14 protein-coding genes are annotated in these 16,830 nt (G+C 53.6%); 9 read left to right on the plus strand and 5 right to left on the minus strand.

Annotation, left to right across the window (positions count from 1 at the left end):
• Positions 1-360 precede the first annotated feature (360 nt).
• The 4 genes from PBOR_RS03475 to rlmD all read left to right on the plus strand — a co-directional run bounded on the left by PBOR_RS03475 (position 361) and on the right by rlmD (position 4,461).
• A complete protein-coding gene (locus PBOR_RS03475) occupies positions 361-651 on the plus strand; it encodes a YerC/YecD family TrpR-related protein (protein WP_019913624.1) in 291 nt (96 codons plus the stop codon).
• 3 nt (positions 652-654) lie between these two features.
• The gene (locus PBOR_RS03480; RefSeq protein WP_042210489.1) at positions 655-1,425 is read left to right on the plus strand and encodes a sirohydrochlorin chelatase; all 771 of its coding nucleotides are present in this window, start codon (positions 655-657) and stop codon (positions 1,423-1,425) included.
• Positions 1,426-1,638: 213 nt separating this feature from the next.
• On the plus strand, positions 1,639-2,532 hold the full coding sequence (locus PBOR_RS03485; protein ID WP_042133438.1) for a diacylglycerol kinase: 894 nt from the start codon (positions 1,639-1,641) through the stop codon (positions 2,530-2,532).
• Positions 2,533-2,952: 420 nt separating this feature from the next.
• Positions 2,953-4,461 carry a 23S rRNA (uracil(1939)-C(5))-methyltransferase RlmD gene (gene rlmD / locus PBOR_RS03490; protein WP_042210490.1) on the plus strand — a complete coding sequence of 503 codons (1,509 nt, stop codon included), beginning with the start codon at positions 2,953-2,955 and terminating at the stop codon, positions 4,459-4,461.
• A 427-nt stretch (positions 4,462-4,888) separates the two neighbouring features.
• Here the strand turns inward: rlmD and PBOR_RS03495 are convergent, their stop codons facing one another.
• The 3 genes from PBOR_RS03495 to PBOR_RS03505 form a co-directional block, all read right to left on the minus strand.
• Positions 4,889-6,673, minus strand: coding sequence for a leucine-rich repeat domain-containing protein (locus PBOR_RS03495; RefSeq protein ID WP_245648019.1), 1,785 nt, complete (start codon positions 6,671-6,673; stop codon positions 4,889-4,891).
• Between the two features lie 438 nt (positions 6,674-7,111).
• A complete protein-coding gene (locus PBOR_RS03500) occupies positions 7,112-8,098 on the minus strand; it encodes a hypothetical protein (protein ID WP_042210492.1) in 987 nt (328 codons plus the stop codon).
• Positions 8,076-8,999: an AraC family transcriptional regulator gene (locus PBOR_RS03505; protein ID WP_042210493.1), complete on the minus strand. Its 924-nt coding sequence runs from the start codon at positions 8,997-8,999 to the stop codon at positions 8,076-8,078. Before PBOR_RS03505 ends, PBOR_RS03500 begins: the two co-directional genes overlap by 23 nt.
• A gap of 157 nt (positions 9,000-9,156) precedes the next feature.
• Between PBOR_RS03505 and PBOR_RS03510 the strand changes: the two genes are divergently transcribed.
• From PBOR_RS03510 to PBOR_RS03530, 5 genes are read left to right on the plus strand one after another with little or no spacing between them, the layout of a single operon-like run.
• Positions 9,157-9,399: an acyl carrier protein gene (locus PBOR_RS03510; protein WP_042210494.1), complete on the plus strand. Its 243-nt coding sequence runs from the start codon at positions 9,157-9,159 to the stop codon at positions 9,397-9,399.
• Positions 9,396-10,742 (plus strand): ATP-grasp domain-containing protein, encoded by a 1,347-nt coding sequence (locus PBOR_RS03515; RefSeq protein ID WP_042210495.1) that lies wholly within the window; start codon positions 9,396-9,398, stop codon positions 10,740-10,742. The genes PBOR_RS03510 and PBOR_RS03515 overlap by 4 nt, the downstream gene beginning before the upstream one ends.
• Before the next feature lie 16 nt (positions 10,743-10,758).
• Positions 10,759-11,880 (plus strand): glycosyltransferase family protein, encoded by a 1,122-nt coding sequence (locus tag PBOR_RS03520; protein ID WP_042210496.1) that lies wholly within the window; start codon positions 10,759-10,761, stop codon positions 11,878-11,880.
• Complete coding sequence (locus PBOR_RS03525; protein ID WP_042210497.1) at positions 11,880-13,073, plus strand: radical SAM/SPASM domain-containing protein; 1,194 nt, start codon at positions 11,880-11,882, stop codon at positions 13,071-13,073. The genes PBOR_RS03520 and PBOR_RS03525 overlap by 1 nt, the downstream gene beginning before the upstream one ends.
• On the plus strand, positions 13,070-14,083 hold the full coding sequence (locus PBOR_RS03530; protein ID WP_042210498.1) for a Gfo/Idh/MocA family protein: 1,014 nt from the start codon (positions 13,070-13,072) through the stop codon (positions 14,081-14,083). The genes PBOR_RS03525 and PBOR_RS03530 overlap by 4 nt, the downstream gene beginning before the upstream one ends.
• A 71-nt stretch (positions 14,084-14,154) precedes the next feature.
• On the opposite strand, the gene PBOR_RS03535 is transcribed toward PBOR_RS03530, so the two are convergent.
• Both PBOR_RS03535 and PBOR_RS34835 read right to left on the minus strand, forming a co-directional pair.
• Positions 14,155-14,943 carry a nucleotidyltransferase domain-containing protein gene (locus PBOR_RS03535; protein ID WP_042210499.1) on the minus strand — a complete coding sequence of 263 codons (789 nt, stop codon included), beginning with the start codon at positions 14,941-14,943 and terminating at the stop codon, positions 14,155-14,157.
• Between the two features lie 81 nt (positions 14,944-15,024).
• Positions 15,025-16,689, minus strand: coding sequence for a cellulase family glycosylhydrolase (locus PBOR_RS34835; protein WP_052429313.1), 1,665 nt, complete (start codon positions 16,687-16,689; stop codon positions 15,025-15,027).
• Positions 16,690-16,830 lie beyond the last annotated feature (141 nt).

The following is a 16,830-nucleotide window of genomic DNA, read 5'->3' on the forward strand; positions in this document are numbered from 1 at the left end:
CCCGGGTAACCGGGATACTAGCGGAAAAGGGCGAATGCCTACAGGTACTCTCTGGAAGTGAAGAAACCGTGTCCATGCTTGATTTCGTGAGGTTTTGTAGTACTATAGTTAAGGCGGTAAATCCTATGAAGCTGCGGAAGAAGGCCGTTGGCCCCATTAGTGGTGTGCGCCCGGGGTGGACGTTTGTCCATCATTTTCGTTCTTTACAGCGTGAAACCGTTAATGCTTGAAAAATGTGCTCCAGTGCAATATAGTAGAGGCAAGATAGTCACATTAAGTTTATGCTTCCGAGTATCCAATTTTGTACGAAGCCTAATCAGTGATGCTAATGCTGACCAAACTTTTAGGGGATGATAAACGATGCAGCTTAAGAAGCTAAACGATAAAAGTATCGATCAATTATTTGAGGCTATTTTAACATTGAAAAATATGGAAGAATGCTATGTGTTCTTTGATGATTTGTGCACGGTGAACGAAATTCAATCGCTCTCGCAACGCCTTGAAGTCGCGCGGATGCTGGGCAAAGGGTCTACATACAATCAAATTGAAGCCGAAACAGGTGCCAGCACAGCCACCATCTCCCGTGTGAAGCGCTGCCTGAACTATGGCAATGACGGCTACAAGCTAACACTGGAACGTCTGGGCCGGTAACCGATGCTTCCGGGCGTACTGATGATCAGTCACGGCTCCCGCGACAAGACCTGGGTGTCGATCGTTGAGGAGGCTGTTAGTCATTTATCGCTGGGGGAAGAGCTTCCCGTGGCGGTTTCTTTTCTGGAGCTGGTAGAAGGACGATTGATTCAGGACGGTATAGACGAGCTGGAAAATGCAGGGGTCACAGATATTATTGTGATCCCCTTGTTTGTGTCTTCCGGCAGTACGCATATCGATGAGATAGAGTATGCACTGGGCGCTAAGCCGGTTCCTGAACGGGAGACGGACCTGGAACGCTTCCGGGTTACAGCTCAGATTCACTTCGGCTATCCCGTCGACGACGATCCGGACATTGCGCTGATGATCTGGGATAAGCTCCGCGGACTCTCGAAGCATCCGGAGCGGGAGACGCTGCTGCTTGTCGGTCACGGCAGCAGGCATGAGGGCTTCCGGCAGCGCTGGGAGCAGGGGATCTCCTCGCTCGCGGCGCGGGTACGGGAATTAAGCGGGCTGGCTGCGGCTGATTATGGACTGCTGAACCCGGACAGTGTAAGGAGCAGAGTAGAGTACTGGCAGGAGCAGGGCCATGATGTACTGGTGGCTCCGCTCTTTTTAAGTGAGGGGTATTTCACCAAGGTTGTCATCCCGCAGCGGCTGGAAGGGCTCGATTATGCCTACTCCGGCCGGACGCTGCTGCCGCATCCGCTGCTGCCGCGCTGGATTGAACATCAGGTGGGGGCAGCGCTTCAGCGTCTGCGGAATCAGGGTTAAGCAACCGGGGTTTAGATAAAAGATTGCGTCCAGTATTTTTTGGGGCCGCCGCCGCATACATATATTTATACTTTCTGCCGGTCTGATGATTCTCAGAGCCTGCCAGGGAGTATAAATATAATCCTCCTTCAGTTCCCTGACATTGCTTGTGGGGTACTGAATTGGGTATAATCAGTAAAGTTATCCATTATATAAACAGGTGGCGTTCCGGTAATGAAAACTGCGAGATTGATTTATAATCCCACCTCAGGTCGGGAAGAAATGAAAAGACGACTCGCCGATATTCTGGACCGGCTGGATGTTGGCGGCATAGAAGCCTCCTGCCATGCAACAACCGGAGAGGGCGATGCCACAGCTGCTGCTGCAGAAGCTGTAGAGCGCGGTACTTATGATCTGATCATAGCTGCCGGAGGCGACGGTACGCTCAATGAAGTAATCAACGGGATGGCTGAGAAGCCTAACCTTCCCCCGCTCGGCTTATTACCGCTCGGGACTACGAATGATTTCGCCCGGGCCATGGGCATTCCGAAGAATTGGGAGGATTCCTGCGATCTGATTCTGCGCCAGGAGTCGCGCCTGATTGACCTCGGCAAAGCTAATGACCGTTATTTCATTAATATAGCCGGCGGCGGCCAGCTGACGGAGCTCACCTATGAGGTTCCAAGTAAGCTGAAGACCATGATGGGGCAGCTTGCCTATTACCTGAAGGGCATTGAGAAGATGGCCAGCCTTGCCCCGCAGGAGCTGTACATCCGCGCCAACGGCCAGGAGATGATCCATGACGAATTCATGCTCTTCCTGATCGCCAATACCAACTCCGTGGGCGGCTTCGAGAAGCTGGCCCCGGGTGCCAGAATCGATGACGGTCTGCTCGACGTAATTGCCGTCAAGAAATGCAACCTGGCCGAATTCATCCGGCTGGTCCGGCTTACGATCCGCGGGGATCACTTGAATGACAAGAAGGTGATCCATTTCCGTACAGATGCGATGGAGGTTACTTCTCCAGGCTACGTTCAGCTTAATCTGGACGGCGAACTCGGCGGCACCCTGCCGGGCAATTTCAGTATTCTGCCACATCATCTGCGGATCTTCGCGCAGAATAATTAGACTTAGCAGAATCCGGCAGCAGAGACACCCGGTTGAGCTCATGGATCGGAAGGAGCTGCCTGCCGGGAGAGGCCGCCAGCCGGTAACGGACTGAGTGGCTCTTATTTCCGCCAAAAGACACTTTTACGCAAGCTAACGGACACCAGCGCCCTTATATGTGGTCTATCACCTCAGAAATGCCTGTGGGAGAGGAAATAAGCGCTGTACGGTCCGTAAGGATCACGAGGATTGTCTTTACGAACCTGAAGTCATGTTGTGGATGTACTGCTCATATAGGCTACTGATCTCCAAGCTTAGCGGCGCTGGGCTGGAGTTTTTTGTTTAAAGAGCTTAAACGGGATGATTCGGATAAATGAATGAGCTATTATTAAGGTTAACAGGATTAATAGTGAAGATAATGAAAGAAGTGAACCTATACCCATGAGTAAACACCGCAGCGGGCGCAGCACAAGCCGCCGGGAACAAAGACCGGCCTCTGTCGCCGGACTGCCAGTGAATAAGAATGAGGAGGTCCTGCTCGATATTACCGGCATGACCCATGAAGGGGAAGGGGTAGGCCGCGTAGAGGGCTTTACCCTTTTTGTGCAGGGTGCGCTCCCCGGTGAGAAGGTCCGCGCCAGAGTGCTGAAGACCAAGAAGCAGTATGGCTATGCCAAGCTGATGGAGCTGGTGCAGGCCAGCCCAGACCGGATCGGGCCGCCTTGCCCGATCTATGATCAATGCGGCGGCTGCCAGCTGCAGCATATGGATTATACCGCCCAGCTGGCGTGGAAGCGGCAGCTGGTGGTGGACAATCTGCAGCGGATCGGGAAGCTGCAGGTGGCGGGTGCGGCAAGTAGAGGTGCAGGCACCGGAACAGGCGGTGCTGAATCCGGCGCAGATGCTGCAGGTTCTCAGGCTGAAGGAATCCGCGTTCTGCCTACCCTCGGCATGGACGAGCCTTGGCGTTACCGCAACAAGGCTCAGGTACCAATCGGCGTGACCGATGGCGGTCTGGTCGGCGGCTTCTACGCACGCGGCAGTCACCGGATCATCGACATGGAGACCTGTCTGATCCAGCATGAGGACAATGACAAGGTCGTGGCCACCGTTAAGAGCCTCGGCCGTGAGCTTGGGGTCACCGCCTATGACGAAGAGACCGGCCGCGGTCTGCTGCGCCACGTTGTGGTGAAGAAGGCCTTCCGCACCGGCCAGATGATGCTGGTGCTGGTAACCAATGGCCGGGACATCCCGCATCTGGATGCCTGGCTCGGCAGTATCCGTGAGCAGCTTCCTGAAGTGGCGAGCATCTGCCAGAACATCAACACCCAGAAGACCAATGTAATCTTCGGTAACGATACCCGCGTATTATGGGGCAGCGATGTGATCTATGATTACATCGGGGATGTGCAGTTCGCGATCTCGGCGCGATCCTTCTACCAGGTGAATCCGGTACAGACCGAGGTGCTGTACGGTAAGACTCTGGAATACGCAGCCTTAACCGGCAGCGAGACCGTAATCGATGCCTATTGCGGCATCGGAACCATCTCGCTGTTCCTGGCCCAGCATGCTGATCAGGTCTACGGCGTGGAAATTGTGCCAGAAGCGATCGAAGATGCCCGTACCAACGCGAAGCTTAACAGCATGAACAATGTGAAGTTTGAAGTCGGTGCATCTGAGGATGTTATCCCTGCCTGGAAAGAGCAGGGCATCACCCCGGACGTCATCGTCGTCGATCCGCCGCGCAAGGGCTGCGACCCGCGTCTGCTGGAAACGATCCTGCTGATGAAGCCGGAGCGTGTGGTATACGTGTCGTGTAATCCATCGACACTGGCCCGCGATTTGCGGGTCCTGGAAGATGGCGGGTACAGAACCGTGGAGGTTACTCCGGTGGATATGTTCCCGCATACGGTGCATGTGGAGTCAGTGGCATGGTTGGAGCGGAAGTAGTACAAGGTGGGAATCCTTTATGTATCAACGGTTTGTTCGCTGATACAGCTGCGTGGTAGGACAGTGTGTCCAATTGTACATTGGTGCAAATGTGGTGTGAAAAATCAAGATAATCGCCAGTAACTGGAGATATTTCGACATCAAAGCAAGCAAGAAGACGCTCGGGAATTACTCCTGAAGCGTCTTTATTTTTGCACTGGTGTCAACAGTCGTAACCTCTGCGGTAGAGTAAAAGCAGAACGAGCGTACAAAGCAAAAAGAGCCGTGCGCTAGCATGACTCTCTTTGCAATAGCCATTTTAAGGGCGGTAGGCCGCAACAAACAGGACACGACAGATAGACCGCATGCCTTTGCGAGAGGGGGGCGGTCTATTTGCGTTTATTGGACAGCAATTTCATCAGGTATTATCTTGTGTCACACAGGGAAATCAATATACATGCACGTCCGCACCAAGCACGGATTTGTTCAACACGGAATTGCCGGCCAGAAATACCTTTTGCAGATTAGGCAAGCGGCTTAAGGTTTCTATATTAGAAATGGCATTGTTCTCCAGGTGAAGCTCTTCGATGGCCTGCCACTTGCTCATGAACTCCAGAGAAGCCAAATTGCTGTCTTGCAGGGTGAAGGAACGCAGAGCGGACAGGTTGGCGAAATAAGGAAGTGCCTGGTCAACTTCACTGACGGAGTTATTGTTCATGCTAAAAGAGGGCCGGTCTAAGGTCAAATGCTCAAGCACGCTGTTCGCCGCGCCTGCCTTTTGTCCGAAATCCAGACGGCACTCCGAGCATACCAGAGTATTCACCTGCTTCAAACGAAATAAGGCATCGCTCTCCTTATACAGCGACGAATCGTAGATGCTTAGTGTCTGCAGGCGGGTCAAGTCGTCCAGGGCGTCAAGCTGGGCCATTTCGTCGATGTCCCAGAGAGTAAGCTGCGCAAGCTCCGGGAATTTCCCCAGAGCGGCCATATCGAGCTCCGCACTTCCGCCCCGGATCGTCAGGGCGGTTAAGGCAGGCGCTTTCAGCCCGGGGAGAAAGTCGCCGGGTATTTCGACCTGCCTTACGCCCGGCAATGTCAGCGGTTCTGCCTTCTCGTAGTACCCGGACAACGTGAATTCCCGCAAAGAGGGCAGGCTGTTCACGGCCGCTACCGAGCTAAGCTGGCTTAAGGAAGCCAGGCGGAGTGTGGTAATGGAAGTCTTTCCGGCCAGAGGCTTCAGATTAGAAAAATTCAAATTTTCCGTGTCAAGCGTTTGCAGAGCAGGCATGTTTTGCACAAAGTCGATGGACTTTACATTGGTCAGATAAGAAAGGTGAAGCTCCTGAAGCTGGGTTAAGGCGTACAGCGGCTGCAGGTCTGTGGCTTCACTGTGATGGATGGCCAGGGATGACAGTCCGGTCATGGACGATAACCACCCCAGTTCATCGACAAAGGTAAGCGACAGGGACTTCAGCGGCAGCTTATGGAGCAAATGAAAATCCGTTACCGACTCATCCACATAGGTTATAGACAGAGTGCTTAGATTGGGGAATTCCAGCAACATCACCAATTCCTGATTGCTGCGAAGCTGGGTGGTTAGCTCCGTAATTTTAGACTTATCGCCAAAGTAGCGGGAAAATTTGCTGAAGGATTCGTTAAAGGCGCCGCCATAGCTTTTTAATCCGGCCATATGGGCAAGCGTTGTTTGGTCCGCCTGGGAGATTTCGTAGCTATTCGTCAGGTTCAGTGCCGTCAGCCCCTTAAAGGCCTCAAAATCCCGCTGATCGATCCGCTGGGTATTCATTCTTTTGTCCTGGGTAACATATGTGATCTTCTCGGCCCGTTCATTGCTGAAGGGATCGGAGAGGCTGTAGGTGAAACGCCACTGGTCATTCTCCGAACGATCCACGGTTAAATAGCGCAGAGAGGCCAATTCCTCTTCTGTCGGCATCGCAGAGCCTTTATCCAAGATCTCCCGCAAAAAGGAGAGCAGGACCTCGCTTTCGGGCATCTTCCGCACAGACAGATTGGCTTCTGTTGTGTGCTGAGGGGAGTCTAAGCCGTAATAGAAATAAGTACCGATGGCGCCGGATATGACGAGCAGCAGGATCAATACCAGCCTTAGAGGGACGGAGATGGAGAAGGACGGCTTCGGCGTGGCCGTGGCCTCAGGAACTGTCCCGTGATAATGGTTAATGGTCTGATCCACATAGTAGACATGATTTTGCTTCAATAGAAGCTCTGTATGGCAATAGGGACACTTGAGGATCGCACCTTCCTTGTATTCAATTCTTCCGCTGCAATTGGGACAGTTTAACGGAATAAATGCCACGAATGCCTCCTCCTTCATGATGTGATGATGATAAGCTCATACTGAGCTGGCATCTGAGTTTATTATACTTCTTCTATTCTATTACACTTTCCAGAGAGGATAGAGCCAGCTGTTGTCAAAAAGCAAGTGATTTGTAGGTGGCTTGGTTGGTGAGGGCAGGTAAAGGTGATACAGATGGCGGGAGACAGATTTGACATAATATTAATGTGGAAATCCACCAATTTCAACCTATTTCCCCCAAAAATGAAAAAGAAGACCCCAGGAAACTGCAAGCTCCTGGGGTCTTCTTTTTTGTACATATGCTGAATCATGGTCCATTAATAATGATTGTTAACGAACTTACCGGGCCCGTCCAGCCTGCATCGTCAATTGTACCAATTCCTCCAGCTGCTGCTCCTCCAGACTGATGATTTCACACATCCTTCTATGAATCTTCTGCCGCCCGGCAGGCTTATTGCCGGAACACATCACCTTGATCATAAACTGATTAATCAGATCCCATTGCTCGCCTGCATGACGGTAGCCCTCGGCGGCCCGGGAGAGTGCAGGTACAGAGGCCTCGCGGTTAAGCAACTGCAGGAACTGGCTGAACCGGATCCGGCTGATGGGCAGGGCGTTGGCGTAGAGCTTGAAGCGGGAACCGGCTTCGGCAGAATTATCGGCGGGAATCCCTGTGTGCAGATAGGTCCCGGCATAGGATTGGAGATTAGCAGCAACCTCGCCCGGCTGAACCTGATTGGCTTGATTCGTCAGCATTCCTTGAAGCGTAGTCTGCCATTCCGTGTATGAATGCGTAGACTCACAACGGTCAAATAAGGCATAGAAATGGCAGGCTTGCTCAAGGATATCGAAATCTATGGCTTCAAGCTCTTTGCCGTAATAGGCATCCGTCAGATAGATGATGTTGCCGGGCCGGTCCAGACCAACGGCAAGACAGGCATGGCTGGTATGCAGCCTGCGGAAGGCCACGCACCAGGGGCAGTCATAGGAATCGAAGCCAACCAGCACCGGCATTCCCGAAGACAGCCGGCTCTCCAGGAGGTCCAGCATAAAGTTCTTATCCATGGCCGGACCCTTCCGTTCTATGTAACTGAATGTAAGGCCATGGTATGCAGAGAGAGATTCTGTACTGATCCGCGGCAGCATTAACCGCTCAATCAACGGCTGATCCGGGGACTGCTGTGCTGCAAAGGACATCTGCCAGGCATTGCCGTACATGCACTTGCTGTCCGCTCCCTGCCACTGCGCAACAGACTGGATGCAGTCATCGATGCAGCTGCGCAGGGTAGGGTAGGGGGTACTCTTAATGGGAGCAATGTTCAGCACTGCTCATCATCTCCTTCGCCGACAAAAAGTGACTCTGCAACCGGTTTCGATAGGAAGCAGGGGTCATACCGCTATATTCACGGAATAGCCGGTAGAAATATTTCATGTCGTAAATTCCGACCTCAAGCGCAATGGATTGTACCCCAAGCTCCGTGAACATCAGCAGGAGGCAGCTATATTTCATCCGGATTTCCTGGAGCATCTGGATATAGGATCTGCCGGTCTTCACTTTGAATAATCTCTGAAACTGGCGGGAGCTCACGGCAATCTGCCGGCTCATCTCCTTCAGCGTGATTTTCTCTCTGAAATGACTGATCATATACAGGATGACGTCATGCAGCGGATCATAGTCCATCCCGGACTGCTGAGCGAAAGGAAGGGCGGCTGCGGGCATAATGAGGTCCGCCAGTTCGAATAGCAACGGATATAACTGCTGTTGGTTATCCCTAAGTGAGCCGCAGCTCTGCATCTCGTGCATACGGCGGAGCAATAAGGCAAGCTCCATGCTTTTGCCTCTATACCCGAACCATTGCTTCACCTCCAGAAGCTTCAGGAGCGGGAACATCTCCTCTTCAGCGAAGGGCTCCGGCAGCCCGCCGAGAATCCTGCCAAGCTCAGGCCTGAGCATACAATTGAAGATGAGGAACGGCTCTGCACCGGTCAGATCCTGCGGTTGAAAGACATGGGAGACTCCGGGCGGTATAACTAACAAATCCCCCTGCATAACCTGCATTTTATCCTCGCCTGCCAGATGGATGCCTTCTCCTTGAACCACATAGGCGAGCTCTACGAAATCGTGCTGATGACGTACGGAAGTAACCGTTTCCTGAGTCAGGAGCATTTGTACCGGCGAACAGGAGTCAAATAGATATTCCCCAGTAAAGACCGGAAAAACTTCCATAACACAAACCTCCGTTTCCTGCTTCCTTATGATAGACACCTGGAATCCATCCTAGTATATCTGAATATTTTGGCGTATTCAACCATATATTAACAGTCGTTCTTTTGGTATATTCATTCTATTCATTTCTAATATGCATACTGAAAGGGGTATACACATGCAGCAGAAGGTCATTGAGATTATCGCTGAAATTAAAGAGGAACCGGGCCTGCTTCAGACGCTGAACGGAGCTTCCGATCTGACGCTGGACGCCGCACTGGATTCGCTGCAAATCATCAACTTTATTCTGAGAATCGAAGACGTATTCGATGTCGAAGTAGACTTTGATACCTTTGATCTTGAACATTTGAAATCGGTGGACCGTTTCTCTGCGTATGTCGCCGAGCTTGCCGTACGATGAAGCACGCTGTACACTGCGGCAGCCTGGAGTCGGAGCGCTACTGGCGGGAGGAAGACCTGGCTGCTCTGCCGTCTGTTCCTGATGCGAAGGCTCTGGCTATCGTACAGGCCATGGATGAGATGCTGTTTGTCTTCTGCGGGAGCGGAGATATTCTATTAACCCGTCAGGGGATGGACAAGGCCCAATATGACTATCTGCAATCTCTCAATTATTCATTCAGGACGAATAGGAATCCGTTAACCCTGGGAGCGGAGGTACCCGGCACAGCACAGAACGCACTGAATGTCTTTGAACTGCTGGGCAGGCTGAACCCCGGGCAGGAACCTGACAGCTTAATACCGGAAGGAGCATGGCTTGAGCCCTTTGCCGTGCTTCCCGGAACGCATGAGGCGATTAAGCGGTATAAGCTTCGGCCCGTTCTCCCGGATGAACAGACTGTACGCCTAGTGAACACCAAAACCTATTCTGCTGCTATGCGGGACAGGCTGCTGCTGCCGAATATCGCTCTTGTTGTCCATAGTGTGGAAGAGCTGCTGCAATCAGGACAAGCGCTGCTGGAGAAGGGGGATTTTCTGATCAAGGATGAGTATGGTGTATCCGGCAAAGGCAATCAGCTCGTGGACTCTGAGCGGATACTACGCCGAATGGCCGGGTATCTGGAGTCCAGCCGGAACGGGGACAAAAGAATCCGGTTTGTGCTCGAACCGCTGCTGGACCGGGAGACCGACTTCTCCTGCCAATTTCACATTGATCCGGAAGGCCGGATCTCGATATTGTCCGTTCAGCAGCTGGTTAACCATGGTTTTGCCTTCGGGGAGTCACATTCCCCGGAGCCGTCTCTGTTAGACAGGCTGGACCGGGAAGGGTATTGGGAAACCATGCACAGCATTGGGCGGGAGCTGTATGCAGACGGTTATTACGGTGATGTATGCGTGGATTCCATGCTACTGCGTGACGGAAGCCTCGCCCCTCTGGTCGAGATCAATGCCCGGAAGTCGATGAGTCTGATCAAGCATAATGTAGACCGCCAGCTCAAGCAGGAGGGAATGCATACCTGCCTGTTACAGGTGCCGCTGGCAACCATGGGTGAGGTTCATTATGCAGATCTGCTGGGGCGGCTTGAGCGGGAAGGCATATTATTTTCGCAGGGAGCGGGGGAAGGTGTGATTCCTTTGGCTTCGGGCACACTCCAGCCTCCTGACGTTTCCCGGTCCACCGGTTCAGGTTCCTCCAAAGGCAAGCTGTATGCTGCACTCGCTTACCGGGATGAAGACAGCAGGAACAGAATCACCCGCAAGCTGGATGAATCGCTTCTGCGCACGGGCTACACTATACTGCGATAAAGAAAGGGACCCTCCAATGAATAACACCGTGACTATTCTATGTTCTGGTTTTGGTCTGGGCTTCTATGTCCCCGGCCTGCTGATTGAACGGAGACTAACCGCACTTGGCCTCCAGGCGGAGATTGAAGTATTTGAAGCACTCATGCCGGACAGCAAAAAACAGCAGACGGACAACAGCCGCAAGGCGTACCAGCAGAGCTTCGCCGTAGCCCTGACCTCACAGAAAATACCGTCGGATATCCGGAGCAGCCTGGATGCTGCAGCCGTTGAACAGTTATTTCAGCGATGGAAGCAGGAAGAACGGCAGCGCTTCATTGTATTATCCGGGCACTGGGTGCATGTGATGGACAGGTACCGGGAGATAGCCGGTTTTCCGGTGGAAGCCGATCTGCTCTATATTGATGCCGATCTCTCGCCGTCGTGGAAGAACCTCCGCAGGCTGAACCCCCGTTACGCAGAAAACTACCGTGAAGTAAGCATGTATGATCCCGAGAAACAGGAGATTCTGTGCAGCATAGACGCCGGACCCGCGGAAGCGCTGCCCGCTGCGGCCAGGAACGGGAGACTGGTTGTTCACGGCGGCGGCTGGGGAATTGGAACCTTCCGCGAGAAGTTTGACAGCCTGGAGTCGGCAGGGTATGAACTGGATATCGCCGCTTACAGTGCTCAGGAGATTGGAGCGGCCATCCATGGAAGACGTTATTATATGAACGATCCGGAGTGGCGGACCTGGAAGCGTGACAGCAGCGGGGAGTATACTTTCCCGCCTTTTGCCGAGGTAACCGGCAGCCAGCCGGACCGCTATCCGCCCTGCCGTAACTACCAGGACGGGATGTATGGCGTCATCCGGCAGGCATCCGCAGTCATCAGCAAGCCGGGAGGCGGAGCCTTGATTGATTCCCTGGCTTCGGGCACACCGCTGGTGCTGCTGGACCCCTTCGGCCCGCATGAGAAGATTAACAGCGATCTGTGGGTGGAGCTGGGTTACGGCATCCGTTACGGGGAGTGGGCCGAATCGGGCTTTGACCGTGAGGAGCTGCGCAAGCTGGCGGACAACCTCCGGTCAGCCAGGGGCCGGTACCCGGATTATGCGGCAAGCTATGCGGAGCAGCTATCCGCAGCAGAAGGGAGAAGCTAATGCAGCCTACCAGTAGAGTGAGCCTGGACGCCAAGTCCTTTGAGGCCCTGAAACGTACGATTAAGAATGTGGTGGTCCCGCACAGGGAACGCAAGCTAGATCCAGGGTTCAAAACCGTTATGCCGGAGATTATGTCGCTGAAGCTGACCAACCGCTGCAATCTCCGCTGCAAGCATTGCTACCAATGGAATGAATCCGGCTATCATCATGATATGGACACCGCCGAGCAGAATCTGGATATGGATGTGGAGATGATCCGTAGGCTGCTGGAGGAGACGGATGAAGCGCAGTCCCGCCTGTATTTATGGGGCGGCGAGCCGCTGTTTCACCGGAATACTAAGCAGATTCTGGAGCTGCTGCAAGAGCATCCCCGGGACACTACGATCTGTACCAATGCCTATCTGATTCCTAAGTATGAAGAAGAGCTGTGTGCAATCTCCGACAATCTGGAGCTGCTGATTCCGATCGAGGGGTTCGAGCAGGAGCATGATTTGCTGCGCGGCAAAGGTTCATTTCACAAGGTGGTCGAGAGCGTAGAACGGCTGCTCGAGCTTCGCAAGCAAGGCCGCTTCCGCGGCCGGATCTCTGTGCACAATGTGATTAATGACAATATGATCGGTAGATTGTACGAGCTGGTAGAGTTTTTTGAGCACAAGGGCGTCGATCTGGTCCTGCTCTGCTTCCCGTGGTACATCTCTGCGGAAACCAGTCTGGAGATGGACCGCTTCTACGATGAACACTTCCAGTGGCTGGCCGAGCTTCCGCCGGATCACCGGAGCAGCTGGCATGCCTTCAAATACCATATCAAGCCGGAGAATGTCACCAGGCTGACCGAAGACCTGAAGCGGATCAACAGCAACACCTGGCATAATACCCGAATCCGTTACCAGCCGGGGCTAGACTTTGATGAAATCGAGGATTTTGTGGCCGGCAAGCCGATGCTCTCCCGCAGTACGTCGAAATGTCTGGCGCTCAGTACCCGGGTGGATATTGCTCCGAACGGGATGGTGAGTGCGTGCAAATTTTTTGGCGAGCTGGCTATTGGCAATGTGAAGGAGCAGCCGCTGACGGAAATATGGAATTCTGCCCGCTATGACAGGCTGCGGCGGATTCTGGATGAGGGCTTGTCGCCGGCCTGCTCCAAATGCAATGTGCTGTACCTGAATACCTATGCGGCGCTGACGCATGTATGAAGAGCGGGTGTGATCAGCCGGCCTATAAGCTCGGTATCCTGGGTGCCTCGAACATTGCTGTACCGGCCCTACTGGAGCCTGCAAGGGTTGTGGAGAAGGTCAGGATAACCGCAATCGCCAACCGTACGCTCGATAAGGCAGTGAAGCTGGCGGAAGCTTACCGGATTCCTTATGTGGCGGACAGTCTGGAGGAGCTGCTGGAGCTTGGCGGTCTGGATGGGGTATATATTGCACTCAGCAATGAGCTGCATGCAGAATGGGCAGTCCGGGCATTGAAGGCGGGGAAGCATGTATTGGTAGAGAAGCCGATGTGCCTGCATCCCGGAGAAGCTGAACGGTTACGGCTGGTACGGGAAAGCTCCGACGCTCCGAAGCTCGCCGAAGGTCTGATGATTGCCTTCCACCCCTGGCAGCAAGCCTTGAAATCTATAGTCGACTCCGGGGAATTCGGTCCTCTCCGCAGGATTAGTACCAGAATATCCGTACCTGCCAGGGACAGATATGCCGGGAATTACCGCAGTGTCAAGGCGAAGGGCGGAGGCGCTTTTGCCGATCTGGGCTGCTATTGGCTGCAGTTTCTGCAGGCCCTTATCGGTCTTCAGCCTAGTGAAATAAGGGCGCAGTCGGCGTTTGACGGGCCGGAGGGCTGTGACTGGACCTTTCAGGCGGCGCTGCAATATAAGAACGGTCTGGAGGCCGAGTGTCTCACTTCCTTCGAGCTGCCTTTCCGGGCTTCGCATACGCTGTATTTCGAACATACGGTGCTGACGGTCCCGGATTTCTTCCGGCCGGTCAAAGGCTTCTACAAAATCAAGATACGGCATGATCTGCCGGACAACCGCAGCACCCTGTGTGAATTCGCGCCGATGAACTATTATGTCAATCAGCTGGAGGCTTTTGCAGAAATAATGAGCGGGCAAAGGGCAGAGCAGCTGGAAGCGACATGGGAAAGGGTACACCTTCAATCCCTGATCATGGCCGAGGCGCAGCAGCACCGGGTCTATCTATGAAGCAACCCATCCATCCATAGTCCAAACGTCAAAACAGCGATTCTCCATCAACGGAGAGTCGCTGTTTGGTATTAACGGTCCTGCAAGGAAGGAGGCTGCTCTATCCAGGAGCGCTCGTTGTTCAGCACATAAATCCCCAGCGCCTGCTCGAAGGTTAGGCCGTGATTATAGAAAGCCAGCACCTTCGCGGCGAAGCGCATACTCTTATCGGCGCCGGGTGCCTGCAGCAGCTCTGTGGCGAGCTTACGGAAGTCCTTCGGCTTAACTTCTGCAGCATCTACAGCATCCAGCAGCCCCTTGTGGCTTGGAAAGAGCCTCCGGTTATAAGCGAGAATCATTCGTCCGCTGAAGAAAACCAGATTGCTGGCGGTATGAGCGAGCAGGTAGGCGTCGTTCTTCCGGGCCGCTTCTTTGGCGAAATAGAAAGCATACAGGAAGATCTGGGCGCAAAAGTCCCGCAGATTGCGTTCCCGGCTCTCTTCAGGATAGACAGGGATTCGGGCGACCAGTTCGCCCAGCTCCGGGATTCTGGAGAATACAACGCTTGAACCGGTAAAAGCATACCTCGTCGGCTCGTTGCCCCGCTCGGCGGCAAGCTCCAGGAACCGGCGGCTGATCACTTTGATATCGGCGTATCCGCCTTCATAGGTGCTGACTTCCCGGTCCACGTAGGACAGCATATTCTTCCGGTCATACTCTTCATAGGCTTCATCAGTTACTACGAGATGAACATCCACATCCGAGGTTTCCTTGGCCGTTCCCTGGGCTACCGAACCGCTGGTGATTACCGCCAGACAGGAAGGGTCCCTCTCAAGCTTCCCCGCCAGCTTCTCCAGTGTCTGTCTATGGTGCTCATACATTTCTTTCATCCTCCCTTAAGGTGCTGATGCACCTTAAGCGTACCCACTACACAGCCTGCCAGCTATGGTCAATTCAGACAATTAGGGTTCAATCCCGTAGATCAGCTGGCCCTGATAATAGACGGTGATGCGGTCATTCGCGGCATAGCTGGTGAGGGCCGGCCGGAACGAATAGTCATCGGCCTGGTTGTAATTCGACCAGTTAGTGTTATGAATGCGGAACTGGATGTCCCCGGTTGTGCCGGAAGCTGCGAGTGAGCCTGCACCCGCCGTGAATCCGATCTCCGCATAGGTATCGGCCCCTGCCCGCGGTGTAGTCAGAGGGACGATCTGCGTCAGCAGCTTTTCTTTGCCGATGACCGCATAATCAAATTCCAGCGTCTGAGCGGCACCTCCGTCTCTGGTGTACCAATAACGTATCGTAAGGTCATTCAGCGGAATAGAGACAGCAGACTCGTTCTTCAGCTGCAGGCTGGCCCGGATCGAGTTAACGGCCGTCCCCGTCTCTCCGGCACGGTAGAGCAATGTGGCATGAGGGTCGCCCGATCCCGGTCCTTCCCCGGGTCCGCCAGGATCACCAATCGGGGTGAAGGTGACCGGCTTCATAATAAGATCCAGCATAGCCTGCTTCGGCGCATTCCAGGAGGTCCAGTCATCCAGCAGCAGCCCTCCGGTATCTCCGCTATTCGGGTTCAGACTCCAGTACGTCCAGTAGAGATTGTTCTGGCCGATGTAGCTTACGAGCGCATGCTGCCATTTCCCTTCCGCCGAGAGGGTATCCACGCTGCGCCCGCCGAATTCTCCGGCAAGAACCGGGGCAATTTGTTCCTTACTGATGTATCCCCAGGTATCATCCCACAGCTTCGGCAGATTATTGGGGAAGTCGGCGGCGCTGAACCAAGTCTGTGAGGCAACGCCGGGACCATAATCATGCGGGGAATAGACCACACGGTTCGGTACTGTAAGCGTGACGGGGTAATTACGCACACCGGTCAGGTTCCCGCCCCACCAATAGCTGCTGGAGTTGCCCTGAACGTTGGTTTCAATGCCTTCGACAAGGATGAGCCAGTTCGGATTCGCGGCGAGAATCGCATTGCCTGCCCGTTCACTGGCCAGCCGCCAGTCTGTGGTGACATTTCCTGTCCCCCAGCTTGCCGTACCATGCGGTTCATTATGCAGATCGGCTCCAATGACTGTTGGGTTATCTGCGTAGCGCTGCGCCAGCATCACCCAGTCGCTGATCCAGCGGGTTTCTGGATAGGCCGCCGTATACCACAGCGCCGATTGCCCGCCGGAATCCGGCCGGTGCCGGTCAAGGATAATGCGGATGCCGCGGTTCCCGGCCTTCTGAATCAGTTTATCCATAATCTGCACCGGCGTAAGGCCGGTCAGATCAGGGTTTTTGGCATAATCGATACTATTGGCCGCAGAGCCTGAATCGAACATCTGGTTGCAGTAGGGCAGCCGGATCAGGTTATAGCCTTCCGTCTTGATCTGATCGAGCACATCATCCATGGAACGGGACCACAGCCCATGCGGAGAGTAATTCGCAGTTTCGAAGCCAAACCAGTTCAGTCCGTTGAATACAGCGGGATTACCTGCGGAATCCACGATTTTGTTGCCTGAGGTGTGGTAATAGCCTGCTGCACCTTCAGCCTTCACTTCATAACCCGGGTATGCATAAGCACCTGCCAGCAATAACAAAGCTGTAAACCATACACTGAGTTTCCGGAACCTGAACGACATCCATTTTCCTCCTCTAAGTGATTTCAGTGAGGTCAGACTTTATAGCATACGATCAGGATGTTAACGTATTCATCAGAATTAGGATGAATTATGAATAATTGGAAACATCTATATTAATACATGCGTGATTGGGATACGGCG

Source organism: Paenibacillus borealis, from assembly GCF_000758665.1.
GTDB lineage: Bacteria > Bacillota > Bacilli > Paenibacillales > Paenibacillaceae > Paenibacillus_AQ > Paenibacillus_AQ borealis.